The organism is Pseudomonas arsenicoxydans, from assembly GCF_900103875.1.
Classification (GTDB): domain Bacteria; phylum Pseudomonadota; class Gammaproteobacteria; order Pseudomonadales; family Pseudomonadaceae; genus Aquipseudomonas; species Aquipseudomonas arsenicoxydans.
The window spans coordinates 2,948,124-2,974,442 of sequence record NZ_LT629705.1 but is presented as its reverse complement, the minus strand read 5'-3'; the positions used below and the strand labels follow the sequence as shown (position 1 = coordinate 2,974,442).

At 58.7% G+C, this 26,319-nt stretch carries 24 protein-coding genes; 6 read left to right on the top strand and 18 right to left on the bottom strand.

Annotation, left to right across the window (positions count from 1 at the left end):
* Positions 1-57: 57 nt before the first annotated feature.
* The 4 genes from BLQ41_RS13835 to BLQ41_RS13820 all read right to left on the bottom strand — a co-directional run bounded on the left by BLQ41_RS13835 (position 58) and on the right by BLQ41_RS13820 (position 4,022).
* On the bottom strand, positions 58-699 hold the full coding sequence (locus BLQ41_RS13835; RefSeq protein ID WP_090181672.1) for a C40 family peptidase: 642 nt from the start codon (positions 697-699) through the stop codon (positions 58-60).
* Positions 700-913: 214 nt separating this feature from the next.
* Complete coding sequence (gene hda / locus BLQ41_RS13830; protein ID WP_010456804.1) at positions 914-1,618, bottom strand: DnaA regulatory inactivator Hda; 705 nt, start codon at positions 1,616-1,618, stop codon at positions 914-916.
* Between the two features lie 230 nt (positions 1,619-1,848).
* Complete coding sequence (locus BLQ41_RS13825) at positions 1,849-2,922, bottom strand: AI-2E family transporter (protein WP_090181670.1); 1,074 nt, start codon at positions 2,920-2,922, stop codon at positions 1,849-1,851.
* Between the two features lie 38 nt (positions 2,923-2,960).
* Positions 2,961-4,022: a DUF2066 domain-containing protein gene (locus BLQ41_RS13820; protein ID WP_090181668.1), complete on the bottom strand. Its 1,062-nt coding sequence runs from the start codon at positions 4,020-4,022 to the stop codon at positions 2,961-2,963.
* Between the two features lie 383 nt (positions 4,023-4,405).
* Between BLQ41_RS13820 and purM the strand changes: the two genes are divergently transcribed.
* Genes purM through BLQ41_RS13805 form a run of 3 tightly spaced genes read left to right on the top strand, consistent with a single transcriptional unit; the run spans position 4,406 to position 6,836 of the window.
* Positions 4,406-5,464, top strand: a complete 1,059-nt coding sequence (gene purM, locus BLQ41_RS13815) for a phosphoribosylformylglycinamidine cyclo-ligase (protein WP_010456810.1) — start codon at positions 4,406-4,408, stop codon at positions 5,462-5,464.
* Complete coding sequence (gene purN, locus BLQ41_RS13810) at positions 5,464-6,114, top strand: phosphoribosylglycinamide formyltransferase (RefSeq protein WP_090181666.1); 651 nt, start codon at positions 5,464-5,466, stop codon at positions 6,112-6,114. Before purM ends, purN begins: the two co-directional genes overlap by 1 nt.
* Before the next feature lie 8 nt (positions 6,115-6,122).
* Positions 6,123-6,836, top strand: a complete 714-nt coding sequence (locus tag BLQ41_RS13805; RefSeq protein WP_090181663.1) for a DUF3108 domain-containing protein — start codon at positions 6,123-6,125, stop codon at positions 6,834-6,836.
* A 63-nt stretch (positions 6,837-6,899) separates the two neighbouring features.
* On the opposite strand, the gene BLQ41_RS13800 is transcribed toward BLQ41_RS13805, so the two are convergent.
* Positions 6,900-8,078: a cystathionine gamma-synthase gene (locus BLQ41_RS13800; RefSeq protein WP_090181661.1), complete on the bottom strand. Its 1,179-nt coding sequence runs from the start codon at positions 8,076-8,078 to the stop codon at positions 6,900-6,902.
* Positions 8,075-9,451 carry a pyridoxal-phosphate dependent enzyme gene (locus BLQ41_RS13795; RefSeq protein WP_090181659.1) on the bottom strand — a complete coding sequence of 459 codons (1,377 nt, stop codon included), beginning with the start codon at positions 9,449-9,451 and terminating at the stop codon, positions 8,075-8,077. Before BLQ41_RS13795 ends, BLQ41_RS13800 begins: the two co-directional genes overlap by 4 nt.
* A gap of 251 nt (positions 9,452-9,702) precedes the next feature.
* Here BLQ41_RS13795 and BLQ41_RS13790 point away from each other — a divergent pair, with 251 nt between their 5' ends.
* A complete protein-coding gene (locus BLQ41_RS13790; RefSeq protein WP_090181657.1) occupies positions 9,703-10,119 on the top strand; it encodes an OsmC family protein in 417 nt (138 codons plus the stop codon).
* 61 nt (positions 10,120-10,180) lie between these two features.
* Positions 10,181-11,056: a pirin family protein gene (locus tag BLQ41_RS13785; protein WP_090181655.1), complete on the top strand. Its 876-nt coding sequence runs from the start codon at positions 10,181-10,183 to the stop codon at positions 11,054-11,056.
* Positions 11,057-11,174: 118 nt separating this feature from the next.
* On the opposite strand, the gene BLQ41_RS13780 is transcribed toward BLQ41_RS13785, so the two are convergent.
* The 4 genes from BLQ41_RS13780 to BLQ41_RS13765 form a co-directional block, all read right to left on the bottom strand.
* The gene (locus tag BLQ41_RS13780) at positions 11,175-11,903 is read right to left on the bottom strand and encodes a dienelactone hydrolase family protein (protein ID WP_090181653.1); all 729 of its coding nucleotides are present in this window, start codon (positions 11,901-11,903) and stop codon (positions 11,175-11,177) included.
* A gap of 67 nt (positions 11,904-11,970) precedes the next feature.
* Positions 11,971-13,875 carry a molecular chaperone HtpG gene (htpG, locus tag BLQ41_RS13775; RefSeq protein ID WP_090188535.1) on the bottom strand — a complete coding sequence of 635 codons (1,905 nt, stop codon included), beginning with the start codon at positions 13,873-13,875 and terminating at the stop codon, positions 11,971-11,973.
* An 81-nt stretch (positions 13,876-13,956) separates the two neighbouring features.
* Positions 13,957-14,409: a PaaI family thioesterase gene (locus tag BLQ41_RS13770; protein ID WP_090181651.1), complete on the bottom strand. Its 453-nt coding sequence runs from the start codon at positions 14,407-14,409 to the stop codon at positions 13,957-13,959.
* Entirely contained in the window at positions 14,406-14,882 is a 477-nt protein-coding gene (locus BLQ41_RS13765; RefSeq protein ID WP_090181649.1) for a PaaI family thioesterase, read from the bottom strand. The genes BLQ41_RS13770 and BLQ41_RS13765 overlap by 4 nt, the downstream gene beginning before the upstream one ends.
* Positions 14,883-15,041: 159 nt before the next feature.
* Between BLQ41_RS13765 and BLQ41_RS13760 the strand changes: the two genes are divergently transcribed.
* Positions 15,042-15,275, top strand: coding sequence for a hypothetical protein (locus BLQ41_RS13760; protein ID WP_090181648.1), 234 nt, complete (start codon positions 15,042-15,044; stop codon positions 15,273-15,275).
* A gap of 67 nt (positions 15,276-15,342) precedes the next feature.
* On the opposite strand, the gene BLQ41_RS13755 is transcribed toward BLQ41_RS13760, so the two are convergent.
* The 8 genes from BLQ41_RS13755 to BLQ41_RS13720 form a co-directional block, all read right to left on the bottom strand.
* Complete coding sequence (locus BLQ41_RS13755; protein ID WP_090181646.1) at positions 15,343-15,744, bottom strand: MAPEG family protein; 402 nt, start codon at positions 15,742-15,744, stop codon at positions 15,343-15,345.
* Positions 15,744-16,481, bottom strand: coding sequence for a DUF599 domain-containing protein (locus BLQ41_RS13750; protein ID WP_090181643.1), 738 nt, complete (start codon positions 16,479-16,481; stop codon positions 15,744-15,746). Before BLQ41_RS13750 ends, BLQ41_RS13755 begins: the two co-directional genes overlap by 1 nt.
* A gap of 203 nt (positions 16,482-16,684) precedes the next feature.
* On the bottom strand, positions 16,685-17,998 hold the full coding sequence (brnQ, locus tag BLQ41_RS13745; RefSeq protein WP_090181641.1) for a branched-chain amino acid transport system II carrier protein: 1,314 nt from the start codon (positions 17,996-17,998) through the stop codon (positions 16,685-16,687).
* 382 nt (positions 17,999-18,380) lie between these two features.
* The gene (sucD, locus tag BLQ41_RS13740; RefSeq protein WP_090181640.1) at positions 18,381-19,262 is read right to left on the bottom strand and encodes a succinate--CoA ligase subunit alpha; all 882 of its coding nucleotides are present in this window, start codon (positions 19,260-19,262) and stop codon (positions 18,381-18,383) included.
* Positions 19,262-20,428 (bottom strand): ADP-forming succinate--CoA ligase subunit beta, encoded by a 1,167-nt coding sequence (sucC, locus tag BLQ41_RS13735; RefSeq protein ID WP_007898980.1) that lies wholly within the window; start codon positions 20,426-20,428, stop codon positions 19,262-19,264. The genes sucD and sucC overlap by 1 nt, the downstream gene beginning before the upstream one ends.
* Positions 20,429-20,607: 179 nt before the next feature.
* Entirely contained in the window at positions 20,608-22,044 is a 1,437-nt protein-coding gene (lpdA, locus tag BLQ41_RS13730) for a dihydrolipoyl dehydrogenase (RefSeq protein ID WP_090181638.1), read from the bottom strand.
* A 98-nt stretch (positions 22,045-22,142) separates the two neighbouring features.
* Positions 22,143-23,363 carry a 2-oxoglutarate dehydrogenase complex dihydrolipoyllysine-residue succinyltransferase gene (gene odhB, locus BLQ41_RS13725; protein ID WP_090181636.1) on the bottom strand — a complete coding sequence of 407 codons (1,221 nt, stop codon included), beginning with the start codon at positions 23,361-23,363 and terminating at the stop codon, positions 22,143-22,145.
* Between the two features lie 42 nt (positions 23,364-23,405).
* Complete coding sequence (locus tag BLQ41_RS13720; protein ID WP_090181634.1) at positions 23,406-26,237, bottom strand: 2-oxoglutarate dehydrogenase E1 component; 2,832 nt, start codon at positions 26,235-26,237, stop codon at positions 23,406-23,408.
* Positions 26,238-26,319 lie beyond the last annotated feature (82 nt).

Genomic DNA, 26,319 nt, shown 5'->3' with positions numbered 1-26,319 from the left:
CCTACTCCCTTGCAGAGAGGCGTTTTGTCGCCACCGAGGTGGCGACAGACTGAATATTTACTTGCGCGCGGTGACCATGGTCGGGGCCATCGCGAGGGCGCGCTTGGCTTCGATGAAGGTCTTGCTCCAGTAGCTGTCGCCCAGGCTATCGACCCGGACACCACCGCTTTTGCGGCTGCTGGAGTGGATGAACTGGTTATCGCCGAGATAAATCCCGGCATGACTGACGCGACCGCGACGACCGTTGGTGGCGAAGAACAGCAGGTCACCCGGCTTCAACGCACTGCGAGCTACCAGCGGCGCATCTACGTTGATCATTTCGCGAGTGGAACGCGGCAGATTCATGCCGGCCTCTTCACGAAACAGATAGCCGATGAAACCGCTGCAATCGAAGCCAGCCTCGGAGGTGCCGCCGAAACGGTAACGGGTACCGATCAGGGACATGCCACGTTCGAGGATGCTGTCGGCCAGAACCGGAAGCTGGTATGACTTGCCATCGGCGAAGTTTGCCAGTTCTTTATCGGTGGCCACGCCGTCTTGGTAAAGCTCTTCCTGGAAAAGAACGGAAGAAGACTGGGCGGTCATTGAATTCTTGAACTGTTGTTGTTGCTCTTGCTGGGACACTGGAGAGTGGGCAGCGCAACCGAACAACAGGGTGACGAGTGCGAGAGGCACGAGGGGTGCGAAGCGCTTTAGCATGGGCACGACCGTGGCTGATTAGTTATAAAGAAGCCGCGACTATGCCCGCTATCATCCTCATTTGCAAATTCAATCGAACTTTATGTGACTTCCCGGTTTCGCGTAAACATCTAAGCGCTTAAGCCCCTTTTAGACGCCTGCGCAGCCTGAAACCCACAGGAAAGCGGATTTTCTGGCGCCTGAAATATGCCGAAGCCCCAGCCAGGCTTGGGTTTTACCAGCCTAAAGTTTCTTTCAGGAACGGAATGGTCAGCTTGCGCTGAGCTTGAAGAGAGGCCTGATCGAGGCGCTCAAGCAGCTCGAAAAGCGCACTCATGCTGCGGGTGCCGCGAGTCAGAATAAAATGCCCGACTTCGTCGGTCAGGTGCAGGCCGCGACGGGATGCACGCAGTTGCAAGGCGCGCAATTTGTCTTCGTCCGAGAGCGGACGCATCTGGAAGATAAGGGCCAGGGTCAGGCGCGATTTCAGGTCGGCCAGCTTGACCGGCAATTCGCGAGGCGAGGTCGAGGCCGCAATCAGCAGACGTCGACCGCTGTCGCGCAGACGATTGAACAGATGGAACAGCGCCTCTTCCCAATCCGCACGGCCGGCGACCGCCTGCAGATCATCCAGGCAGACCAGTTCGTATTGTTCAAGGTTGTCGAGGATCGAGATGCCGCGATCCAGCAGTTCGGCCAACGGCAGATACACCGCCGGCTCCCCCAGTTGTTCGAAGCGCAGGCAAGCCGCCTGCAACAAATGCGTACGCCCTACCCCGTCCTTGCCCCAGAGATAAATCAGGCTTTCGGTCCAGCCGGCATCGGCTTCGCATAGCCGCTCGACATAGCCGAGTGCAGCGGCATTGGCGCCTGGGTAGTAATTGATAAAGGTAGCGTCGTCACGCAGACGCACACCTAGGGGCAGCTGAATCGGTTTCATGCTGACTGAACAGTTCCAAAGGAACCGTTAGTGGCCTCTGTGTAAAGTTTGCGAAGTTTATACCCGTGAGGCGGGTCGCACAATGCGACAGACCATAAGCAAAATCAAAGGTTTGCGTTAGCACCCGGGTTTTATGACAGTTTCTTTGGCGGGGGATGTGACAGCGGCGCAAGGGAAGCAGGTCAGCCCGGCATGAAACCGGGCCGCCCGCGACAGGTCATCAACGCACCTTATAGCTCAGGTTCGTCGACCCCACTGTACATATCGGAATCCTTATACAAATCATGCACATGGCGCACCAGCACCATGATCACCGCAGCCACCGGCAATGCCAGCAACACCCCGGTAAAACCGAACAGCTCGCCACCCGCCAGAATGGCGAAGATTACCGCTACCGGGTGCAGACCGATCCGGTCACCCACCAACAGCGGCGTCAGCACCATCCCTTCCAGCGCCTGACCGACCATGAATACCGCGACGATGCCCAGCATGGGGTAGAGGTCACCACCGAACTGGAACAGCCCGGCAATCAATGCCGCGCCGATCCCGATGACAAAGCCCATGTACGGCACGATCGCCGCCAGGCCTGCAATCAGTCCGATCAACAACCCCAACTCCAGCCCTAGCAGCATCAGCCCGGTAGCGTAAATCACGCCCAACGCCAGCATCACCAGCAATTGCCCGCGAACAAACGCCCCAAGCACCTCGTGGCACTCGCCCGCGAGAATGACGACGCGCTCTTCGCGATCGCGAGGCAGCAGGCCGCGGATCTTGCCCACCATCACGTCCCAATCGCGCAGCAAGTAGAAACTCACCACCGGAATCAACACCAGATTGGCCAGCCAGCCGATCAACGCCAGGCCTGAAGCTGTCGCCTGACTCAGCACCACCCCGACAATGTCGGTGGTCTGGCCCATGTGTTCGCTGATCGCCGCCTTGAGCTTATCGAACTTCCAGAAGTTATCCGACAGCCCGAATTTCGATTGAGCCCACGGCAGTGCCGTGTGCTGTAACCAGTCGAGCATTTGCGGTGCCAATTCATACAAGCGAAACAACTGCTTGGCGAGCATCGGCACCAACACCAGCAGCAGCGTCGTGAAGATCAGGGTGAACAGAGCGAACACTGCCACCACGCCCCAGGTGCGTGACAGACCGGCCTTCTCCAGCCGATCAACCAGCGGATCGAACAGATAGGCCAGCAGCAACGCAACCAGAAATGGCGTGAGGATCGGATGCAACAACCAGACAAACACGCAGAGCAGAACCACTCCACCCAACCAGAACCAACGCCGCGTATCGGCCATGTACCACTCCATATGCATCTATATAAAGAAAGAAAACCTTACCAACGGAATCGCAACTGCGGCACCGGTGCCGGGGTTGGCGCGACCGCAGGCGCCGAACCATCGGCCAGCGGCTGCACAGGCGTCGCCGGTGCGGGTGCCTGACCGGCCGGAACCTCTTGCAACTTCGCCAGAGACAGCTGCGAACGCAACTGCTCAACGCTGCCACTGACCCGATAAAGAATGCGCTCTCCGTCAACGCTTTGCAGATGCGCACCAAAGGGCTCCAGCAAGCGTCCGAGCGCGGCGTATCGCTCCAGGTTCATGCCCTGAACTTCCAGCAATTGTTCTCCCGAAGCACCCGGCTTGACGACAAACCGCGGCGCCAGTCGCTCACTGACTGCCAGCATCACCGCATCGGCTACAGCGGCCTGATCCGCGCCCTGCACGCTGCCCGCCTCTTTCTTGTCACCCAGCCACAAATTCCACTTGGCCTGCCACTGGCCGCCCTCTTCACGGGCATGCACCGCGAGCAAGGCGTCAGCGTTGTAACGGTCCGATGCAGCGCGCAGTGGCGTCGCATCCGTACCTTCAAGATTTGGCGCAGTGGCGACCAATTGCTCGCTCAGGTCCGCCAACGGCAATCGCAGCGGCAGACCACGGTGTTGAGCAGCGCGACGCAGCGGCGCAGCGCTGGCCTGGCCATCGCCCACCAGGCTGGAACCCTCCGCGGAGTCGGTCAGCCACCAGCCCAGAATCGACGGCCGATTCGCTCCCCACAACGACAGTCCGGCCCGGCGCAGCGCCTGCTCGGTGGTGGCCGGGTCGAAATCGACCTTCAGCACTTGCGGCGGACCGGCGTCAAAACCGTACTGACTGATGATCTGCTGCGGGTCCTTGCGCAGCGGGGCCAGCCCCGGGCTTTGTACCGCCTTCGGATCGCCTGTCAGGCGCAGTACCAGAGTGTCCAGCGCGCGCTGGGTCGCCTGGTCACGCTCCTCGGTCGATTGACTGCTGACAGGCTCGCGCACCTGATAAAGGCCTTTGACGGTATCGGCATGACTCGCCAGGCTGACCAGTGATAAACAGCCTGCAAACACATATCTGGAAATAAAACGCATGGAAGATTCCTGACGACAAGAGCGGCTGGAACAGACCGCATGAAGACGATCGAGCAAGGCTGTGACCACGGCCCTGCGCAAAACATTCACCACGATCTGACGAAGTTTTCGCACTGTCATAACGATAGACGGTTAATCGCGATACCTTATACAGCCATCAAGGTTGCGACCAACATGGGCAATAACGGTTTTTTTCAACCGATATGCCCCTGCCGTCGGCCTGAGGATGGCCGCTGCCCCTCAAGCCTGATAAAATCGCGCGCCTTCGCAGACCGGCAACAGCCGGGCACCCTGAAATTCGCGGACGGCACTCGCCTTCGTTTGTTTCGGCGGTCCCACTGGACTCGGTCGTTACCCCTGAATCCCCCCTAAAGGCCTGGATCATGAGCAAGCAACCCTCCCTGAGCTACAAGGACGCCGGTGTAGACATCGACGCCGGTGAAGCATTGGTCGAACGCATCAAGAGCGTCGCCAAGCGCACTGCGCGCCCGGAAGTCATGGGCGGCCTGGGCGGTTTCGGCGCCCTCTGCGAAATCCCGGCCGGCTACAAGCAGCCCGTGCTGGTTTCCGGCACCGACGGTGTGGGCACCAAGCTGCGCCTGGCACTGAACCTGAACAAGCACGACAGCATCGGCATCGATCTGGTGGCCATGTGCGTTAACGACCTGGTGGTCTGCGGCGCCGAGCCGTTGTTCTTCCTCGATTACTACGCCACCGGCAAACTCAACGTCGAAACCGCGACCCAGGTCGTGACCGGCATCGGTGCAGGCTGCGAATTGTCCGGCTGCTCCCTGGTTGGCGGCGAAACCGCTGAAATGCCAGGCATGTATGAAGGCGAAGACTACGACCTGGCCGGCTTCTGCGTCGGCGTCGTGGAAAAATCCGAAATCATCGACGGTTCCAAAGTTGCTGCCGGCGATGCCCTGCTGGCCCTGCCATCTTCCGGTCCGCACTCCAACGGTTACTCGCTGATCCGCAAGATCATCGAAGTGTCCGGTGCCGACATCGAAAACATCCAGCTCGACGGCAAACCGCTGACCGACCTGCTGATGGCCCCGACCCGCATCTACGTGAAGCCGCTGCTCAAGCTGATCAAGGACACCGGCGCGGTCAAGGCCATGGCCCACATCACCGGTGGTGGCCTGCTGGACAACATCCCGCGCGTGCTGCCAAAAGGCGCCCAAGCGGTGGTTGACGTTGCGAGCTGGACCCGTCCTGCCGTGTTCGACTGGCTGCAAGAGAAAGGCAACGTCGACGAAAACGAAATGCACCGCGTACTGAACTGCGGCGTGGGCATGGTCATCTGCGTCGCTCAAGAGCACGTTGAAACCGCGCTGAACGTGCTGCGTGAAGCCGGCGAGCAGCCTTGGGTCATCGGTCAGATCGCCACCGCTGCCGAAGGCGCAGCCCAGGTTGAACTGAAGAACCTCAAGGCTCATTGATGTCCCAGACCTGTGATGTGGTGGTGCTGTTGTCCGGCACCGGCAGTAACTTGCAGGCCTTGATCGACAGCACGCGGACCGGCGACAGCCCGGTCCGCATCGCTGCGGTGATTTCCAACCGCGCCGACGCCTACGGCCTGCAACGCGCCAGGGACGCGGGTATCGAAACCCGCTTCCTGGATCACAAGGCTTACGAAGGCCGCGAGGCCTTCGATGCCGCGCTGATCGAACTGATCGACGCCTTCAACCCCAAACTCGTTGTACTGGCCGGTTTCATGCGCATTCTCAGCGCTGACTTCGTGCGCCACTACGCGGGTCGCCTGCTCAATATCCATCCCTCGCTGCTGCCCAAATACAAAGGGTTACACACTCATCAGCGTGCGCTGGAGGCCGGCGACACCGAGCACGGCTGCTCGGTTCACTTCGTCACCGAGGAACTCGATGGCGGACCACTGGTCGTACAGGCAGTAATACCGGTAGAGTTGCATGACTCGCCGCAAAGTCTGGCGCAGCGGGTCCATGCTCAGGAACACCTGATCTACCCAATGGCCGTACGCTGGTTTGCCGAAGGGCGTTTAGCGCTCGGAGAGCAAGGTGCTTTACTGGATGGAAAGTTACTCGCGGCCAGCGGCCACTTGATTCGAACCTAGGAGATTTTATGCGTCGCGCCCTGCTCTTCGCTTGCGCTCTGCTCGCCCTGCCGTTTGCGCAGGCTGCAGAACTTCAACCCTTCTCCGCCAGCTACACTGCCGACTGGAAACAGCTGCCCATGAGCGGCACCGCTGAACGCAGCCTGACCAAGCAAGCCAACGGGGCCTGGAAGCTCAGCTTCAAGGCGTCGATGATGATCGCCAGCCTGACCGAAGAAAGCACCCTGACCCTGGACAAGGGCACTCTGCTGCCTCAGTCCTACAACTTTGAACGCAGCGGCCTGGGCAAAGCCAAGAAGTCGAATCTGGATTTCGACTGGACCACCAAGATGGTCACTGGCACGGATCGCGGCGACCCGGTCAAGGTCCCGCTAAACACTGGCATGGTCGACAAATCCACTTATCAGCTGGCGTTGCAGCACGACGTCGCCGCCGGCAAAAAAAGCATGAGCTACCAGGTCGTTGACGGCAACGACGTCGACACCTACGATTTCCGCGTGCTGGGCTCGGAAAAGGTCGAGACCAAGGCTGGCAACATCGATGCGATCAAGGTCGAGCGTGTGCGCGACCCGACACAAAACAAGCGCACCACTGTCCTGTGGTTCGCCAAGGACTGGGATTACCTGCTGGTCCGCCTGCAACAGGTTGAAACCGACGGCAAGGAGTACAACATCATGCTCCTGGACGGTACGGTCAACGGCAAGGCTGTCAAAGGCAGCTGATCCGGTTCGACACAAGAATCCGGAATCCACCAAGGATTCCGGATTTTTTATGCCTGCTGTTTTTCAGATCTTCGCCAACGCCTGGGCCAGATCGGCGCGCAGGTCTTCGACATCCTCGACCCCCACGGACAAACGCACCAGCGCATCGCCAATGCCAAGCTGCGCGCGGGTCTCCACCGGGATGGTGGCGTGGGTCATGATCGCCGGGTGCTCGATCAGGCTTTCGACCCCGCCCAGGCTCTCGGCCAAAGCGAATATCTGCACGTTTTCAAGGAAGCGCCGGGCCCCAGCCAGGTCGCTGTTCAGATCAAGGGAAATCATCCCGCCGAATCCGCGCATCTGCTGCCGGGCCAGTTCGTGCTGCGGGTGCGAGGGCAAACCCGGATAGTAGACGCGCGCCACCTGCGGCTGACGCTCCAGCCATTGCGCCAGCTCCAGCGCGTTGCTGCAATGGCGCTCCATGCGCAGCGCCAGGGTTTTCACCCCACGCAAGGTCAGGAACGCATCGAACGGCCCGGCGATTGCGCCAACCGAGTTCTGCAGGAAACCCAGGCGCTCGGCCAGTTCCGGGTTCTGCCCGACTACCGCGATGCCGCCGATCACGTCGGAGTGACCATTGAGGTACTTGGTGGTCGAGTGCAGCACGATGTCGAAGCCCAGCTCCAGCGGACGCTGTATCCAAGGGCTGGCAAACGTGTTGTCAGCAACACAGATGATGCCCCGCTGGCGGCAGATACGCGCGACAGCGGCAAGGTCCGTAAGGCTCAGCAACGGATTACTGGGTGTCTCGACCCAGACCATTTTCGTCTCGGGCTGCAGTGCCGCTTCGAATCCCGCCAGGTCCGTCAGATCGACGAAACTGAACCGATGCCCGGCACTGCGTTTGCGTACCTTGTCGAATAGTCGAAAAGTGCCGCCATACAAATCATTGCCGGAAACAATGTGCGAGCCCGCGTCGAGCAACTCCAGCACCGTGGAAATCGCCGCCAGCCCGGAGGCGAACGCGAACGCCTGGGTGCCGCTTTCAAGGTCCGCCACACAACGTTCCAGTGCAAAGCGCGTCGGGTTGTGCGAACGCCCGTAATCGAAGCCCTTGTGCACGCCGGGACTCTGCTGCAAATAAGTGGAGTTGGCGTATATCGGCGGCATTAACGCGCCGGTGGTAGGGTCCGGGGTCTGCCCGGCATGGATCACACGGGTGCCGAAGGCACGTGGCGCAGCGGTTTCATCGTGTTGACTCATTTAAGGGATCTCCGTAAGTGATTGAGCATGTCGACTCGGGTAATCAAACCGTGGAACCCCGAGGCATCGGCGATGATCGCCACCAGCCCGCGATCAAGCTCCGCTTGCAGTTCGGCGAGACTGGCGGCGGCAGGCAGGGTTTGCAACGTCTCGGTCATGGCGCTGGCCACAGGCATGCGCAAGTGCGAAGCGTCTTCGTGTACGCCCAGCAGAATGTCGGACTCATCGATCACGCCGACCAAACGCTTTCCGTCCGCCAACACTGGCAGTTGCGACACATCCGCCAGGCGCATGCGCTGGAAAGCCGTCAGCAGCGTGTCGTCCGGGCCGACGCTGATCACCCGGCCATCCTCGAAACGCCGCGCGATCAGGTCGCGCAAGTCGCCGTAGCGCTTGTACTGCAACAGGCCTTGATCGTTCATCCACTGATCGTTGTAGACCTTCGACAGGTAGCGGGTGCCGGTGTCGCAGACGAAGCTGACCACGCGCTTGGGCTCGGTTTGCTCGCGGCAATAACGCAGCGCTGCCGCCAACAATGTGCCTGTCGACGAGCCACCGAGAATGCCTTCGGCGCGCAGCAATTGACGGGCGTGATCGAAGCTTTCCTCATCGCTGATCGAATAGGCGTGGCGCACGCTGGACAGGTCGGCAATCGACGGAATGAAGTCTTCACCGATGCCCTCCACCGCCCACGAGCCGGCCTTGCCGAGGGTGCCACTGCGACTGTATTCGGCCATCACCGAACCGACCGGATCGGCCAACACCATCTCAAGGTTCGGTTGCACGCGCTGAAAGAAACGGGTCAAGCCGGTCAACGTGCCGGCCGAACCGACACCGACCACAATGGTATCGAGGTCATGCTGGGTCTGCGCCCAGATTTCCGGCGCGGTGCTGCACTCGTGGGCCAGCGGGTTGGCCGGGTTGTTGAATTGATCGGCGAAGAACGCATCGGGAATTTCCTGCGCCAGTCGCGCCGCCACGTCCTGGTAATAATCGGGATGGCCCTTGCCGACATCCGAGCGGGTAATGTGCACTTCGGCGCCCATCGCCTTGAGGTGCAAGACCTTCTCGGTGGACATCTTGTCCGGCACGACCAGCACCACCCGATAACCCTTGGCGCGACCGACCAGAGCCAGACCCAGTCCGGTGTTGCCGGCGGTGGCCTCGACGATGGTGCCACCGGGTTTCAGACGGCCATCACGCTCGGCGGCGTCGATCATCGCCAGGCCGATACGGTCCTTGATCGAGCCGCCGGGATTCTGTGATTCGAGTTTGAGGAACAGGGTGCAAGGACCGGTATCGAAGCGGCTGACGCGCACCAGCGGCGTATTGCCGATCAGTTCGAGCACGGCAGGGCGGGAGTCGTTTGGCATGTCGTAACCTCACTGCGAAAATCCGCATTGGATGGACAGCAACAGGCGACGATTTCAGCGCCCGTCGCCGGTAATGCCTCGCATGGAACATAGGCACGGATTGCCTCATTCGCAACCTTGCGCGGCCAGCCGGTCACATGGCCGGCGCATTGCAACGTGCAAGAAAGTGGAACGCGCAAGCGCTGCAATGCTCTATACCTTCAAGGTCTTTTTTGATCGAATGTCCTTTCCTGATGCCTGCGAGGTTTCCCATGACCGTTACCGTCAATACCGTTTCCGCCGATGGTTTTCGCCACAGTGTCCAGATCGATGACCACGAACTGTTTGCCGATGCGCCGGTCTCGGCGGGCGGCGAAGGCTCGGCACCTGAGCCACACGATTATTTCGATGCCGCTCTGGGTGCCTGCAAGGCCCTGACGCTGAAGATGTACGCGAAGAAGAAAGACATTCCCCTGACCGGCGTGACGGTCGAGGTCAAGCGTGACAACAGCGAAGAGCAGAAAGGCAAATACGCCTTGCACGTCAAACTGACCCTCAAGGGCGTGCTCACCGATGCTCAGCGCGAAGAGCTGCACCGCGTGGCGGATCGTTGCCCGGTGCATAAACTGATGACCAGCACTGAAGTCAGCATCGAAACCCATCTGTCAGAAGGTGCCTTCAGCCAATAGCGGCAACGGCTGCGCAAGCGGGTTATGCTCCGTGCGTCACCCGCTCAGTCTGGAATGCACCATGAACACGCCACTCGTGATCCGCCCTCGCGCCGAAGATGTCGAAGGCCAGCCGATTCTGCGCCCGCTGCCGTCCGCCCAGTGCCGCAGCGTCGGGCCTTTCGTGTTTTTCGATCACATGCTCCAAACCCGTTATGCACCGGGTAAAGGCATGAACATCCGCCAGCATCCGCATATCGGCCTGTCCACCCTCACCTATTTGTTCGAAGGGAAAATCCAGCACAAGGACAGTCTCGGCTCCGACCAGGTGGTGGAAGCCGGTGATGTCAGCTGGATGACGGCGGGCAGCGCTATAGCGCATGTCGAACGTACGCCTGAAGCCTTGAAGGCAAGCGGCTTCACGATGCACGGTTTGCAGATCTGGCTCGCCTCCCCCAAGAAACATGAACAGGGGCCGGGGCACTACAGCCATCATCCGGCGGCAACGCTGCCGGTCAGCGATAACCTTGGGGTGAAGATCCGGATGATTGCCGGGTCAGGCTTCTGCCTGGAATCGCCGGTCCCGGTGCTTTCTCCTACGCTGTATGCGGAATTGAACCTGCAAACGGCGACCACCTTGCTGATTCCCACCGAGCATGAAGAACGGGCGCTGTATGTGTTGAGTGGAGAAGTGCAGCTGGAGGGCGAGCAGCTGGAACCGCACTCGCTGGTGGTCTTGCCTGCCGGGGAGGAAATGACGTTGTTTGCCGAGAGTGACAGTCATGCCGTGCTGTTCGGTGGGGCGCCGCTGGATGGCCCACGGCGGATCAACTGGAATTTTGTGGCCAGCGATCCGGCAGCGATCGATGAAGCGCGCCGACGCTGGGCTGCCGGGGATTGGCCGACGGTGCCGGGGGAAACCGAGCGGATCGAATTGCCTCAGGACCCTCGGCGTTAGTTACACCGCCTTCGCGGGCAAGCCCGCTCCCACAAGGATCACCGCGAACCTGTGGGAGCGGGCTTGCCCGCGAAGAGGCCGGCACTCACACCGACAGCATCAGGGCCGAAAGCAGCTATCAGGCTTTAAACACTTCATCCAACAGATTGTGCATCGAGGTAAACGCCCGAGCGGCTGTCTTCGCGTCATACATCATCTTGCCCGGCACATTCGCGTGCGGATCGGTAAACGAATGCACCGCGCCACCGTAGCTCAGCAATTGCCAATCCACCCCCGCCGCATTCATTTCCTCTTCGAATGCCGGTAGCTGTTCTTTTGGCACCAATGGATCGGACGCGCCATGCAACACCAGCACCGAGCCCTTGATGTTTTTCGCATCGTTGACGTTCGGCGTATCCAGGGAGCCATGGAACGAAACGGCGGCTTTTACCGGCGCGCCCGTGCGGGCCAGTTCCAGCGCACAGCAACCGCCGAAGCAGAAACCGAACGTCGCCAGTTTAGAAGTATCGATGGCTGCCTCGCCCTGCCCTTGCAACTGCTCGAACGCCGCCTGCATGCGCTTACGTAGCAACGCACGGTCATTCTTCAGCGGCATCATCGCTGCGCCCGCCTCGTCGCCGTTCTGCGGACGCACCGCTTGACCGTACAGGTCAGCGATCAACACCACATAACCCTTGGACGCCACGGACTTGGCAATGGCCTCGGCACCGGCGCTGACGCCCATCCAGTTCGGCGCCATCAACAGACCCGGGCGCGAGCCCTTATGGTCAGCGTCAAAGGCCAGACGGCTTTCATACGACTGGCCATCAATCTGATAAACGACGGAACGAATAGTGATTTGGCTCATGACAAACTCCCAGTTAATGACCCCAGAATGAAAAAACCCGCCGAAGCGGGTTTTTTGTACAGCGCAGTTAAACCGACAGTTCAACCAACAGCTTGTTGAGGCGGCGCACATACGCGGCCGGGTCCTTCAAGCTATCGCCGGCTGCCAACGCGGCCTGATCGAAGAGGATGTGCGACAGATCGCCGAAGCGCTCGTCGCTCTGCTCGTTGTCGAGCTTCTCGATCAGCGGGTGAGCCGGGTTGAATTCGAAGATCGGCTTCGAATCCGGAACCTTCTGGCCGCTGGCTTCGAGGATCTGACGCATCTGCATGCCCAGGTCCTGCTCGCCGATGGCCAGAATCGCCGGGGAGTCGGTCAGACGGTGGGAAACCCGTACTTCAGCGACGGAATCGCCCAGTGCGGTTTTCAGACGTTCAACCAGACCTTCTTTGGACTTGGCGACTTCTTCCGCGGCTTTCTTGTCCTCTTCCGAGTCAAGGTTGCCCAGGTCCAGGTCACCGCGCGCCACGTCGACAAAGCTCTTGCCGTCGAAATCGCTGAGGTAGCTCATCAGCCACTCGTCGATACGGTCGGTCAGCAGCAGCACTTCGATGCCTTTCTTGCGGAAGACTTCCAGGTGCGGGCTGTTTTTGACTTGCGCGTAGGTTTCGCCGGTCAGGTAGTAGATCTTGTCCTGACCTTCCTTGGCGCGAGCCAGGTATTCGGTCAGGCCTACAACCTGTTCGCCGTCATCACCGCTGGTCGATGCGAAACGCAGCAGGCCGGCGATTTTCTCTTTGTTGGCGAAGTCTTCTGCCGGGCCTTCTTTCATGACCTGACCGAAGTTCTTCCAGAAGCCCTTGTATTGCTCAGGCTCGTTCTTCGCCAGTTTTTCCAGCATGTCCAGAACGCGCTTGGTCAGCGCCGACTTCATGGAATCGATGATCGGATCTTTCTGCAGGATTTCCCGCGATACGTTCAGCGACAAGTCGTTGGAATCGACCACGCCTTTGATGAAGCGCAGGTACAGCGGCAGGAACGACTCCGCCTGGTCCATGACGAACACGCGCTGCACGTACAGCTTCAGGCCTTTAGGCGCCTCACGCTGGTACAGATCGAACGGAGCACGGGTCGGCACGTACAGCAGCGAGCTGTATTCGAGCTTGCCTTCGACCTTGTTGTGGCTCCAGCTCAGCGGATTTTCGAAATCGTGAGCGATGTGTTTGTAGAACTCCTGGTATTCCTCGTCCTTGATTTCAGTGCGAGGACGGGTCCACAGAGCGCTGGCGCGGTTGACGGTTTCCCACTCAACGGCCGGCTTCTCTTCGCCTTCGACAGCAGCCACTTCTTTGGGCAACTCGATTGGCAAAGCGATGTGGTCGGAGTACTTCTTGATGATGTTGCGCAGACGCCAGCCATCGGCGAACTCGTCTTCACCGGACTTCAGGTGCAGGACAATACGAGTGCCGCGCTCGGCTTTCTCAACGGTGGCAACTTCAAAATCGCCTTCGCCCTTGGACGACCAGTGCACGCCTTCGCTGGCTTCAGCACCGGCACGACGGCTGAACACGTCTACTTTGTCGGCAACGATGAAAGCCGAGTAGAAACCCACACCAAACTGACCGATCAGGTGCGAATCTTTCTTCTGATCGCCGGACAGGTGTTTCATGAAGTCGGCTGTGCCGGATTTGGCGATGGTGCCCAGATGGGTGATCGCATCTTCGCGGCTCATGCCGATGCCGTTGTCTTCGAGGGTGACGGTTTTCGCGTCCTTGTCGAAGCTCACACGGATTTTCAGTTCGGCGCCACCTTCCAGCAACTCAGGCTTGGACAGGGCTTCGAAACGTAATTTGTCGACAGCGTCAGAGGCGTTCGAGATCAATTCGCGAAGGAAAATTTCCTTGTTGGAATACAGCGAATGGATCATGAGGTGCAGCAGTTGCTTCACCTCGGTCTGGAAGCCCAGGGTTTCCTTTTGAGTTTCCACACTCATGGTCATCAAACTCCAATCAGATGGCAGTGGCCACGACCATCAGGGTCGGCGGCGGGTTGTCATCAGAGTTTGGGGCTGAGTTCAGGATTTCAAGGGCTCTTCAATTTTGAAATGGGCGCGGGCCGTGGCAATCGGCTCGGCCTGGGTGGTTTGCCAGGCGGTAATCGCTACGTTGGCGACGCGCCGGCCCTGGCGGCACACCTGACAGCGGGCCCACGTATCGCGAAACTGCCCGGCGCGCAGATAGTCCAGGGAGAAGTCGATAATTTTCGGCACACCGGGCGAACCGGTGAAAATCAACAGGTGCAGCGCAGCACTAAGCTCCATGAACCCGGCGATCACCCCGCCATGTATTGCAGGCAATAAAGGGTTACCAATGTTGTCCTTGTTGGCCGGCAGGCGAAAAAGCAATTCATCGCCGACACGCGAACACTCAACGCCGATCAGCTTGGCGTAGGGAAGCAGGTGTAGCAGCGAGGCATAGTCCCCTCGCTCATGGGCCTGCTGAAGTTGTTCCTTGAAGGTGTCAGTCATTTCGCCTCTCCGGCGATCACGCCGCCAAAACCCTTGGTGCCTTTGACGGCCTTGCCCATGCGCATAAACGTACCGACGACATGCGCGATGGGCTGCTCGGGGTCATCCTGATAAGCGAAGCCCCGAGCAAAGATTACGTCGGTGGTTACCCGGTAGCATTGGGCGAAACCGTAGACATCCTTATGCGGCTCGGCGGCATGCATGTAGTCGATGCGCAAATCGAGGGTCGGACAAACTTCAAATTCGGGCAGTACGCAGAGGGTCGACATGCCGCACGCGGTGTCCATCAACGTTGTCAACGCCCCGCCATGGATGACGCCGGTTTGTGGGTTACCGACGATTTGCGGACTGTAGGGCAGGACGACCGTCAGTCCCTCGCTGCTGGCGCTGTGAACGCGCAGCCCGAGTACCTGACAATGCCGCAGCGCCGACAGGAATCGCGTCGCACGCTCAAAAACGGGGTTTTCGGCCATTAGATAAAAACTCTTGTTAGTCTTCGGACGTCGCACTTGGCGTGTTCGGTAAAAGTTCCCGTGGGAATTATCTTATATATCTGAACGAATTGAGGAACTTAACGCTGAGGGCTGTGCTCGAAAGGGCAAGTAGATATTTTCCATAAGGAGAAACACCCCATGCGTAAGACTTTAGCTATTGCCTTGATGTTGACCGCTTCCCTCGGTCTCGCTGCCTGCGATAAAAAATCCGAGGACAAAGCTCAAGATGCAGCCAAACACTCTGAGCAAGCTCAGCAAGATATGAACAAAGCGCAGGATAAAGTGAACGACGCTGCGAAAGAAAACGCCGAAGCTGCCAAAGCTCAGGCTGAATCGAACGCAGCAGCTGCAAAAGAAGCACCTAAAAACTAAATCAGTTTTTAGCGTGATAAAGAAAACCCGCCAAGCGCGGGTTTTCTTTTGCCTGCCTTTTAACCGGTTAGAGCAAAATGGTTCTAAAAGTCGGACTAATCATTAGCAGCAAAGAACACACAAATCCGACAATCCACACCAGACTCCGCTGCCAGGCCAGATCAGCCCAATAACACAGTAAATAAATAATTCGGGTAATCACAAAGATGATTGCCAGCATATCGATCAGCCATCCCGCCGTCTGGGTGGTATGCGCCATCAGCACGCCGACCGCAAACAGGATGAACGCCTCGAAGCAATTCTGATGCGCCGCCACTGCGCGAGCGCCGAAGCCCGTGAGGTGCGCCTGTTGCTCGCGCGGCAGGTGATTGTTGTAACCGCCCTGCTCTTTCATGGCCTTGGCCACCGGCATACGCGCCACGTAAATCAGCAATGCACTGATAAACACACACCAGAACGGAATACTCATCAAGCAGCCTCTTTGTTCAACTCGGGCAATGGCGCCTCTGTAGGGGTATAGACCATCACCTCGAGAACGTCGGAATGAAACTCCCGGCGATACAACACCAGCACTACCCCGGCACTCATCAACATGAACAGCCACGGGCTGACGAACCAGGCCAGCATGGTCATGCCGAAGTAATAGGAACGCAGGCCGAAGTTGAACTGGTTCGCGGCCATGGAAATGACCCGCGCCGCTCGGGAAGCGAAAGCTTTACGCTCCTGCTCGGACACATGCCGCTCACCGATCATCGGTGCCGAGCCAACCAGGATTGCCGCAAAGTTGTACTGGCGCATGCACCAGCTGAACGTGAAGAACGCATAGACAAACACCAGCGCCAGGCAGAGCAACTTGATCTCTGACATGCCTTGCGACGCCTGCTGCACCATCGGGATATCCGCCAGCAACGACACAGCCCTTTCCGAGGCTCCCAGCACGGTGAGAATGCCAGCCAGGATAATGAGCGTACTGGAGGCGAAGAAGGAGGCGTTGCGCTCCAGATTGCCAATCACGCTGGCGTCGGCGATACGATTGTCGCGCAGCAGCATGCGGCGCATCCAGTCTTCGCGATACAGGTGCAGCACGCTGGCCAGACACGCGGTGTCGCGGCCCTTCCACGAGGCATAACGGGTGTAGCCACCCCAGCAGATGACGAACCAGAGCGCGGCGAGAAGGTGGATGATGTTGGCGTGGATGAACGACATGCAGGTCCTTGTGATGTAGAGGTGGAACACCGAAATTTTGTGGGAACAAGTCTGTTTGCTCCCACGAGGAGTTCGCACTGCTTCGACGTTAGCTCAAGGAAAAAGACACTGCATCGCGCACATAAAAAATGCCCCGTATCGATTGATACGGGGCATTTCTGTTTCTGCTTGCCAGGCCCGCTTATGGCGGGCCCTGAAGCGGCTTAGGCCAGCGCTTCTTCGCGCTTGCCCAGCAGACGATCACAAACCACGGCGACCACCAATGTCATCACCGACGGCACCAGCCAGGCCAGGCCCTGCGCACTCAGCGGCAGGTGGGACAGCTGAGTTGGCATCCAGTCCGCCAGGCCTGCGCCCTTGAGCGCATCGATCGTGCCGAAAACGAACGAGACCAACATCACCGGCCCCACGATGCGTCCTTGCTCATGCCAGAAGTCCTTGCAGAAGCTCAGCGCTACCAGGGCGATGCACGGCGGGTAAATCGCGGTCAGTACCGGGATCGAGAACGCAATCAGCTTGGTGAGGCCCAGGTTGGACACCACCAGGGAGAACGCGGCCAGGATGATCACCAGAGTCTTGTAGGACAGCGGCAGCACACGGCTGAAGTATTCGGCGCAGGCGCAGGTCAGACCGACAGCCGTGACCAGGCAGGCCAGGGAGATCAGCACGGCAAGGAAACCGCTGCCCAACGAACCGAAGGTGTGTTGAACATAGGCGTGCAACACCGCCGCGCCGTTGGTGGCGCCCGCCGCGACTTCATGGCTGCCCGAACCGAGGCGGAACAGACTGACGTATACCAGCGCCAGGCCAACGCCGGCAATCAGCCCGGCAATGATTGCGTAACGGGTGATCAGCGCGGGCGATTCAACGCCGCGCGAGCGGATCGCGTTGACGATGACGATGCCGAACACCAGCGCGCCCAAGGTATCCATGGTCAGATAACCATTGATGAAGCCTTGGGAGAATGGCGCCGCAACATATTCCGGCGTTGCCACACCGATATCACCGGCAGGCAAGGCGAACGCAGCAATGCCGAGGGCCGCCAGGGCGATGATCTTCAGCGGGGCGAGGAAACGTCCGACGGTGTCCAGCAAACGGCCCGGGTAGAGCGAGATGAAGAACACCAGCAGGAAATACACCGAACTGTAGAGGAACAACGCTAACGGGCTCTCGCCGGTCAGCGGCGCCAGGCCGACTTCGAACGATACGGTCGCCGTGCGTGGCGTGGCGAACAGTGGTCCCACGACCAGGTAGCACGAGGCCGCCAGCAAGCCACCGGCGACTTTGCCGATCGGGCTGCTCAGGGCGTCCATCCCACCACCGACCTTGGCCAGCGCAACGACCGTGATCACCGGCAAACCGACGGCGGTGATCAAAAAGCCCAGCGCCGCCATCCAGACATGAGGCCCGGACTGCAAACCGACGATAGGCGGGAAGATGATATTGCCGGCCCCGACAAACAGGGCAAACGTCATAAAACCAAGTGCCAGGATGTCCTGGCCTTTCAACACTTTCATTAAGGAAATACCACACTACTGAATCGGAATTTAGAGAGGGATTTCCCTATGGGTGAGGGAAATGCTGTCGGTCCGTATAAGACTGACCCGTTTAGCGTGACGCTTCCTTATGGGATGCAAACGCAAAATGGCGGCTAGCCTAACGAATTTGCCCGGCAAACGCACTGTTAGGGTGCGATCATTCCGATACGCGACATTTCCGTGTCGCGTTTACATATATAAAGGTCAAAAGATCGCAGCCTCGTTGCACTCGACAGCTCCTACTACGAAATCTTGTAGGAGCTGTCGAGTGCAACGAGGCTGCGATCTTTTGATCTTCGCAAACAACAAAGGCCACCCGAAGGTGGCCTTTGTTTGGTGAAGCGTCAGTTAAGCGCGAGGCTTACTTCATCGCCCAACCGGTCAGCTCGGACAAAGCCTTGCCGATGTCTGCCAGCGAACGCACGGTTTTCACGCCTGCGTCTTCCAGGGCAGCAAACTTCTCGTCTGCTGTGCCTTTGCCGCCAGAGATGATTGCGCCAGCATGGCCCATGCGCTTGCCTGCAGGGGCAGTCACACCAGCGATGTAGGAAACAACCGGCTTGGTCACGTTTGCCTTGATGTAGGCAGCCGCTTCTTCTTCAGCCGAACCGCCGATCTCACCGATCATCACGATCGCTTCGGTCTTCGGGTCTTCCTGGAACAGCTTCAGGATGTCGATGAAGTTCGAACCAGGAATCGGGTCACCGCCGATGCCGACGCAAGTCGACTGACCGAAACCGGCGTCAGTGGTTTGCTTCACAGCTTCGTAGGTCAAGGTGCCGGAACGGGAAACGATACCGACCTTGCCTGGCAAGTGAATGTGACCTGGCATGATGCCGATCTTGCATTCGCCTGGAGTGATCACGCCTGGGCAGTTAGGACCGATCAGGACTACGCCCAGCTCGTCGCACTTGACCTTGGCATCCAGCATGTCCAGGGTAGGAATGCCTTCAGTGATGCAAACGATCAGCTTGATGCCGCCGAAAGCTGCTTCCAGGATGGAGTCCTTGCAGAAAGGAGCTGGAACGTAGATCACGCTGGCGGTGGCGCCAGTGGCAGCTACAGCGTCTTTCACGGTGTTGAACACTGGCAGGCCCAGGTGCTCGGTGCCGCCTTTGCCCGGAGTTACGCCGCCAACCATCTTGGTGCCGTATTCCAGAGCTTGCTGGGTGTGGAAACTACCTTGCGAACCGGTAATACCCTGGCAGATAACTTTGGTGTCTTTATTGATCAGGACGCTCATTATTTGCCCTCCGCAGCTTTAACGACTTGTTGAGCAGCGTCGGTCAGGCTGGTAGCAGCGATGATGTTCAAACCGCTTTCTGCCAGTACTTTAGCGCCCAGCTCAGCGTTGTTGCCTTCAAGGCGAACAACAACCGGGATTTTCACGCCGACTTCTTTCACTGCACCGATGATGCCTTCGGCAATCATGTCGCAACGAACGATGCCGCCGAAGATGTTGACCAGTACTGCAGCGACGTTAGTGTCGGACAGGATGATCTTGAACGCTTCGGTAACGCGTTCTTTGGTAGCACCGCCGCCCACGTCGAGGAAGTTGGCTGGTTTGCCGCCATGCAGGTTGACGATGTCCATGGTACCCATGGCCAGGCCAGCACCGTTGACCATGCAACCGATGTTGCCTTCCAGCGCTACGTAGTTCAGTTCGAACTTGGCAGCGTGCGCTTCGCGCGGATCGTCTTGCGACGGATCGTGGAAAGTCTTCAGCTTAGGCTGACGGTACATGGCGTTGGCGTCGATGTTGATCTTGGCGTCGAGGCAATGCAGATCGCCGTCAGCCTTGATCACCAGCGGGTTCACTTCCAGCAGGGCCAGGTCGTGATCCTTGAACAGCTTGGCCAGACCTACGAAGATCTTGGCGAACTGAGCAACTTGCTTGCCTTCCAGACCCAGCTGGAATGCCAGCTCGCGACCCTGGAATGGCTGTGCGCCAACCAGTGGATCGATAGTGGCTTTCAGAATTTTTTCTGGAGTGTCGTGAGCGATTTTCTCGATGTCCACGCCACCTTCGGTGGAAGCCATGAACACGATGCGACGGCTCGAACGGTCAACGACAGCGCCCAGGTACAGCTCTTTAGCGATATCAGTGCACGATTCAACCAGGATCTTGGTGACTGGCTGACCATTGGCATCAGTCTGGTAAGTCACCAGACGCTTGCCCAACCACTGTTGAGCGAATGCCTTGGCGTCTTCTTTGCTGCGAACCAGCTTAACGCCGCCCGCTTTACCGCGACCACCAGCGTGGACCTGGGCTTTGACAACCCACTCGGTGCCGCCGATTTTGTCGCAAGCTTCTGCTGCTGCTTCCGGGGTGTCTACTGCGTAGCCGGTGGAAACTGGCAGGCCGTATTCAGCGAACAGCTGCTTACCCTGATACTCGTGAAGATTCATGCTTATTACCGTCTTCGTTAGGTACTGCGCATTCGGTGCTGCACTTGTTCAAGTGCCGCACCACCTGTGACTGCTGCTTGCGTAGCGGGGCTACGCAAGACTGCGTCCAGCGGACATTCCGCGGTGAGTCTTGCATGCAAGGCTCACGACGGGCCGTACCGCCGTGGTTTCTTATTGTCTTAACGCTTCTTGCGGTTGGCGATGTGGATGGCGCCGCCATTCACAGCCAGGGCTGCTTCGTGCAGTGCTTCGGACAGGGTCGGATGGGAGAAAACCATCATGCCCAGGTCTTCAGCGCTGGTGCCGAATTCCATACCGATCGCGCCCTGCTGAACCAATTCTGCAGCGCTCGGGCCAATCACGTGGACGCCCAATACGCGGTCAGTCTTGGCATCGGCAATGACTTTCACGAAACCGCCGGTATCGTTGGCTGCCATGGCACGGCCACTGGCTGCGAACGGGAAGGTGCCGACGTTAACTTCAACGCCTTCAGCTTTCAAGGCCTGCTCGGTTTTACCAACCCACGCGATTTCCGGGTGAGTATAAATAACCGAAGGGATCAAATCATAGTTCATCTGGGCTTTGTGGCCCTTGATGCGTTCTACAACCATGATGCCCTCTTCCGAGGCTTTGTGAGCCAGCATCATGCCGCGAACCACGTCGCCGATCGCGTAAACGCCCGGTACGGTGGTGGCGCAGTGATCGTCAACGTGCACGAAACCGCGCTCGTCGAGGGTCACGCCGCAATCGGCAGCCAGCAGATCAGTGGTCACCGGACGGCGACCAACGGCTACGATCAGCTTGTCGAAAGTGATGTTCTGTTCGCCGTTGGCATCGGTGTAGTTCACAACGACTTCGTCGCCGTTCACTTTGGAACCGGTAACGCGAGCGCCCAGCTTGATGTCCAGACCTTGTTTGGTCAGGGTTTTCAGCGCTTCCTTGGAAACGGCAGCATCAGCGGCCATCAGGAAGGTGTCCAGCGCTTCAAGAACGGTTACTTCTGCGCCCAGACGGGACCAGACCGAACCCAGTTCCAGACCGATGACACCAGCGCCGATCACACCGAGGCGTTTTGGCACGGATTGGAATTCCAGAGCGCCAGTCGAATCGACGATCACTTTCTGGTCGACCGGAGCCGGTGGAATGTCGATCGGACGCGAGCCCGGAGCCAGAATCACGTTCTCGGCTTCAATGATTTCTACCGAACCGTCAGGCTTGGTCACTTCGACTTTCTTGCCGGCCAGCAGTTTGCCGTGGCCCTGGATCGAAGTGACGCCGTTCGCTTTGAACAGGGTCGCAACACCGGAGGTCAGGCCTTTGACGATGTTGGCTTTACGGCCAACCATCGCTGCCACGTCCATGGTCACGCCAGCGTGATTGATACCGTGGATCGCGAAGCCTTCTTTGGCTTCCTTGTATTTCCAGGAGCTGTCCAGCAGCGCCTTGGATGGAATGCAGCCGACGTTCAGGCAAGTACCACCGAGGGCAAGTTTGCCTTCATTGTCGGTGTATTTCTCGATGCAGGCAGTGGAGAGGCCCAGTTGCGCTGCTTTGATGGCAGCCACGTAGCCGCCAGGGCCCGCGCCAATCACTACTACGTCAAATTTCTGCGACATTCAAAAAATCCTCTTTTGGCAACAAGCTTGAAGCCGCAAGCCTCAAGCCAAGCTGCAATTGCTTGCAGCTTGAAGCTTGAAACCTGCAGCTGCTTCTATCAGATATCCAGCAGCAAACGAGCCGGGTCTTCCAGCAGGTTCTTGATGGTAACCAGGAAGGTCACAGCTTCTTTGCCATCGATCAGACGGTGATCGTAGGACAATGCCAGGTACATCATCGGACGGATAACGACCTGACCGTTGATCGCCATAGGACGCTGCAGAATGTTGTGCATGCCCAGGATAGCTGCTTGCGGCGGGTTGACGATCGGGGTCGACATCATCGAACCGAAGGTACCACCGTTGGTGATGGTGAACGTACCGCCGGTCATTTCGTCCATCGACAGTTTGCCGTCACGCGCCTTCTTGCCGAAGGTGGCGATGCCGCCTTCGATTTCAGCCAGGCTCATCAGTTCGGCGTTACGCAGAACCGGTACAACCAGGCCACGGTCGCTGGATACGGCAACACCGACGTCGGCGTAGCCGTGGTAAACGATGTCCGCACCGTCGATCGACGCGTTGACTGCCGGGAAGCGTTTCAGCGCTTCGGTGGCGGCCTTGACGAAGAACGACATGAAGCCCAGGCGTACGCCGTTGTGGGACTTCTCGAACAGGTCCTTGTACTTCGAACGCAGGGCCATGACTTCGGTCATGTCGACTTCGTTGAACGTGGTCAGCATCGCCATGTTCGACTGAGCTTCAACCAGACGCTCGGCAACCTTGGCGCGCAGACGGGTCATTGGAACGCGTTTTTCAACACGATCGCCGGCCGCGAACACTGGAGCCGAAGCAGCCGGTGCAGGAGCCTTGGCAGGCGCTGCAGCCGGAGCGGCTTTCTTGGCAGCAACAGCTGCTACCACGTCTTCCTTGGTCACACGACCGCCTTTGCCGGTGCCGGCAACGGAAGCGATGTTGATGCCGTTTTCTTCAGCCAGCTTGCGAGCAGCCGGTGCAGCAACAGGATCGTCTTCGCCTTCAGCAGCAGGAGCAGCAGCTTGGGCAGCAGCCGGAGCAGCAGCAGGAGCTGGAGCGGCAGCAGCGCCGCCGGCTTCGATGGAGCCCAGGACTTCGTCGGACAGAACGGTGTCGCCTTCGTTCTTGACGATAGCGCCCAGTACGCCGTCAGCAGTGGCCAACACTTCCAGGACAACCTTGTCGGTTTCGATGTCGACGATCAGGTCATCACGCTTGACGGCGTCGCCCGGCTTTTTGTGCCAGGTGGCAACGGTGCCATCGGCAACCGATTCCGGGAAGGTGGGGGCTTTGATTTCGATAGCCATTATCTGTGGGTCCTTAAATTCGGTTTCAGGTGCGCGAAGGCGTTAAACAGTAAAGGCGTCTTGCAGCAGTTTTTCCTGCTGCTCAGCGTGCATCGATGCATAACCACAAGCAGGTGCAGCAGAAGCATCACGGCCCGCGTACTCGAGTACGAGAGACTTGTTGTGATTGCCAACGATGCGGCGCATGTGGTGCTGGCTGCAGTACCAGGCACCCTGGTTCATCGGCTCTTCCTGACACCAAACGATATGTTTGAGGTTGGTGTACGGAGCCAGGACTTCGTTCAAGTCGTCCTCAGGGAATGGGTACAGCTGCTCGATACGCACGATGGCGATGTCATCACGACCTTCGGCACGGCGTTTTTCCAGCAGGTCGTAGTAGACCTTGCCGCTACACAGAACAACGCGCTCGACCTTTTTCGGGTCCAGTGCATCGATTTCCGGGATAACGGTCTGGAACGAACCTTCTGCCAGATCTTCCAGGGTCGATACGGCCAACTTGTGACGCAGCAGCGACTTCGGAGTCAGAACGATCAACGGCTTGCGCAGCGGACGAATGACCTGACGACGCAGCAAGTGGTAGATCTGGGCCGGTGTAGTCGGTACGGCAACCTGAATGTTGTGCTCGGCGCACAGTTGCAGGTAACGCTCCAGACGAGCCGACGAGTGCTCCGGACCCTGACCTTCATAACCGTGCGGCAGCAGCATGGTCAGACCGCAGAGACGGCCCCACTTGTGCTCGCCACTGGTGATGAACTGGTCGATAACCACTTGGGCACCGTTGGCGAAGTCGCCGAACTGGGCTTCCCAGATCACCAGCGCCTCAGGCGTGGTGGTCGAGTAACCGTATTCGAACGCCAGAACCGCTTCTTCGGACAGGAACGAATCGTACAGGTCGAAACGTGGCTGGCCTTTGTACAGGTTCTGCAACGGAATGTAGGTACCCGCGTCTTTCTGGTTGTGCAAGACAGCGTGACGGTGCGAGAACGTACCGCGACCGATGTCCTGACCCGTCATGCGAATCGGGTGACCTTCGAACGCCAGGGTTGCGTACGCCATGGTTTCGGCGTAACCCCAGTTGATCGGCAGGCCGCCGACTTGCATCTTCTGACGGTCTTCGTAGATTTTCGAAACCTGGCGCTGAACCACGAAGCCTTCTGGAATTTCCAGCAGCTTGGCGGACAGTTCCTGCAAGGTTTTCAGATCGAAACGCGTGTCGTGACGCGCGGTCCAGGCGTGGCCCAGATACGGACGCCAGTCCACGAACAACTCTTTGTTCGGCTCTTTGACCAGGCTTTTTACAACATGCAGACCATTGTCCAGCGCATTGCGGTATTCATCGACTTTCGCCTGAACACGCTCTACGTCCAGCACGCCGGCCTGAGTCAGACGATCGGCATACAGTTCACGGGTAGTGCGCTGTTTGGTGATCTGCTGATACATCAGAGGCTGGGTGCCGCTTGGCTCGTCGGCCTCGTTGTGGCCGCGACGGCGGTAGCAGACCAGGTCGATTACCACGTCACGCTTGAATTGCATGCGGTAGTCGATGGCCAGCTGAGTAACGAACAATACAGCTTCCGGATCATCACCATTCACATGGAGGATCGGCGCCTGGATCATTTTCGCCACGTCGGTCGCGTACTCGGTGGAGCGCGAGTCCAGCGGGTTGCTGATGGTGAAACCGACCTGGTTGTTGATCACGATGTGCACGGTGCCGCCGGTTTTGAAACCGCGGGTTTGCGACATCTGGAAGGTTTCCATAACCACGCCTTGACCGGCGAAAGCCGCGTCACCGTGGATGGAGATTGGAAGAACCTTCTCACCGGTTGGGTCGTTGCGACGATCCTGACGGGCGCGAACCGAACCCTCGACCACTGGAGATACGATTTCCAGGTGGGACGGGTTGAACGCCATGGCCAGGTGAACTTCACCGCCGGTGGTCATCACGTTGGAGGAGAAGCCCTGGTGATATTTAACGTCACCGGAACCCAGCTCGACCTTCTTCTTGCCTTCGAACTCGTCGAACAGCTCGCGCGGGTTCTTGCCGAAGGTGTTGACCAGCACGTTCAGACGACCACGGTGGGCCATGCCGATGACGATTTCCTTGGTGCCGTAGGAACCGGAACGCTGGATCAGCTCGTCGAGCATCGGAATCAGGCTTTCGCCGCCTTCCAGACCGAAACGCTTGGTGCCCGGGTATTTGGTACCCAGGTATTTTTCCAGGCCTTCACCGGCAGTGACGCGCTCGAGCAGGTGGCTCTTGATGTCTGCGGAGTACGTCGGACGGCCACGCACGCTTTCCAGACGCTGCTGGAACCACTGGCGCTGCTCCGAATCGGTGATGTGCGTAAATTCAGCGCCGATGGTGCGGCAATATGTCTGCTGCAACGCTTCGTGAATTTCGCGTAGGCTCGCCTCCTCTTTGCCGATGAACAGGTCGCCGGCACGGAAGGTCGTATCAAGATCGGCATTGGTCAAGCCGTAATGATTGATCGACAGGTCTGCAGGTGCAGGACGCTGCCACAGCCCCAGCGGGTCAAGCTGGGCTGCCTGGTGGCCACGCATACGGTAGGCCTGGATCAGTCGCAGCACTTCAACTTGCTTCTTCTCGTGCTCACTGCTCACGCTGCCGGCGGAAACCGGTTGGGCGCGGCGCTGGTTCTTTGCCAGCAAGACGAAATGATCGCGAATTGTGGAGTGCGAAACATCGGTGGCAGGGTTGCCGTCAGCAGGCAACTTCTGGAAGTAGGTGCGCCACTCTTCTGGCACAGCGTTAGGGTCGTGCAGGTAGAGCTCGTAGAGCTCTTCCACATAGGCAGCGTTACTACCGGATAGGTAGGCGCTGTTCCACATGCGCTGCATCACGCTTTCTTGCATGCTTGGTCACCCTCGGTTAGGGGAACACCACCGGCGTCGACACCGAGCAAACTTGCAGAAGTCCAAATGCAGCGACCAAAAC

Bases quoted from the DNA above. Each gene is read 5' to 3' on its own strand.
- BLQ41_RS13835 (WP_090181672.1), bottom strand. From the start codon at position 699: ATGCTAAAGCGCTTCGCACCCCTCGTGCCTCTCGCACTCGTCACCCTG.
- hda (WP_010456804.1), bottom strand. From the start codon at position 1,618: ATGAAACCGATTCAGCTGCCCCTAGGTGTGCGTCTGCGTGACGACGCT.
- BLQ41_RS13825 (WP_090181670.1), bottom strand. From the start codon at position 2,922: ATGGCCGATACGCGGCGTTGGTTCTGGTTGGGTGGAGTGGTTCTGCTC.
- BLQ41_RS13820 (WP_090181668.1), bottom strand. From the start codon at position 4,022: ATGCGTTTTATTTCCAGATATGTGTTTGCAGGCTGTTTATCACTGGTC.
- purM (WP_010456810.1), top strand. From the start codon at position 4,406: ATGAGCAAGCAACCCTCCCTGAGCTACAAGGACGCCGGTGTAGACATC.
- purN (WP_090181666.1), top strand. From the start codon at position 5,464: ATGTCCCAGACCTGTGATGTGGTGGTGCTGTTGTCCGGCACCGGCAGT.
- BLQ41_RS13805 (WP_090181663.1), top strand. From the start codon at position 6,123: ATGCGTCGCGCCCTGCTCTTCGCTTGCGCTCTGCTCGCCCTGCCGTTT.
- BLQ41_RS13800 (WP_090181661.1), bottom strand. From the start codon at position 8,078: ATGAGTCAACACGATGAAACCGCTGCGCCACGTGCCTTCGGCACCCGT.
- BLQ41_RS13795 (WP_090181659.1), bottom strand. From the start codon at position 9,451: ATGCCAAACGACTCCCGCCCTGCCGTGCTCGAACTGATCGGCAATACG.
- BLQ41_RS13790 (WP_090181657.1), top strand. From the start codon at position 9,703: ATGACCGTTACCGTCAATACCGTTTCCGCCGATGGTTTTCGCCACAGT.
- BLQ41_RS13785 (WP_090181655.1), top strand. From the start codon at position 10,181: ATGAACACGCCACTCGTGATCCGCCCTCGCGCCGAAGATGTCGAAGGC.
- BLQ41_RS13780 (WP_090181653.1), bottom strand. From the start codon at position 11,903: ATGAGCCAAATCACTATTCGTTCCGTCGTTTATCAGATTGATGGCCAG.
- htpG (WP_090188535.1), bottom strand. From the start codon at position 13,875: ATGAGTGTGGAAACTCAAAAGGAAACCCTGGGCTTCCAGACCGAGGTG.
- BLQ41_RS13770 (WP_090181651.1), bottom strand. From the start codon at position 14,409: ATGACTGACACCTTCAAGGAACAACTTCAGCAGGCCCATGAGCGAGGG.
- BLQ41_RS13765 (WP_090181649.1), bottom strand. From the start codon at position 14,882: ATGGCCGAAAACCCCGTTTTTGAGCGTGCGACGCGATTCCTGTCGGCG.
- BLQ41_RS13760 (WP_090181648.1), top strand. From the start codon at position 15,042: ATGCGTAAGACTTTAGCTATTGCCTTGATGTTGACCGCTTCCCTCGGT.
- BLQ41_RS13755 (WP_090181646.1), bottom strand. From the start codon at position 15,744: ATGAGTATTCCGTTCTGGTGTGTGTTTATCAGTGCATTGCTGATTTAC.
- BLQ41_RS13750 (WP_090181643.1), bottom strand. From the start codon at position 16,481: ATGTCGTTCATCCACGCCAACATCATCCACCTTCTCGCCGCGCTCTGG.
- brnQ (WP_090181641.1), bottom strand. From the start codon at position 17,998: ATGAAAGTGTTGAAAGGCCAGGACATCCTGGCACTTGGTTTTATGACG.
- sucD (WP_090181640.1), bottom strand. From the start codon at position 19,262: ATGAGCGTCCTGATCAATAAAGACACCAAAGTTATCTGCCAGGGTATT.
- sucC (WP_007898980.1), bottom strand. From the start codon at position 20,428: ATGAATCTTCACGAGTATCAGGGTAAGCAGCTGTTCGCTGAATACGGC.
- lpdA (WP_090181638.1), bottom strand. From the start codon at position 22,044: ATGTCGCAGAAATTTGACGTAGTAGTGATTGGCGCGGGCCCTGGCGGC.
- odhB (WP_090181636.1), bottom strand. From the start codon at position 23,363: ATGGCTATCGAAATCAAAGCCCCCACCTTCCCGGAATCGGTTGCCGAT.
- BLQ41_RS13720 (WP_090181634.1), bottom strand. From the start codon at position 26,237: ATGCAAGAAAGCGTGATGCAGCGCATGTGGAACAGCGCCTACCTATCC.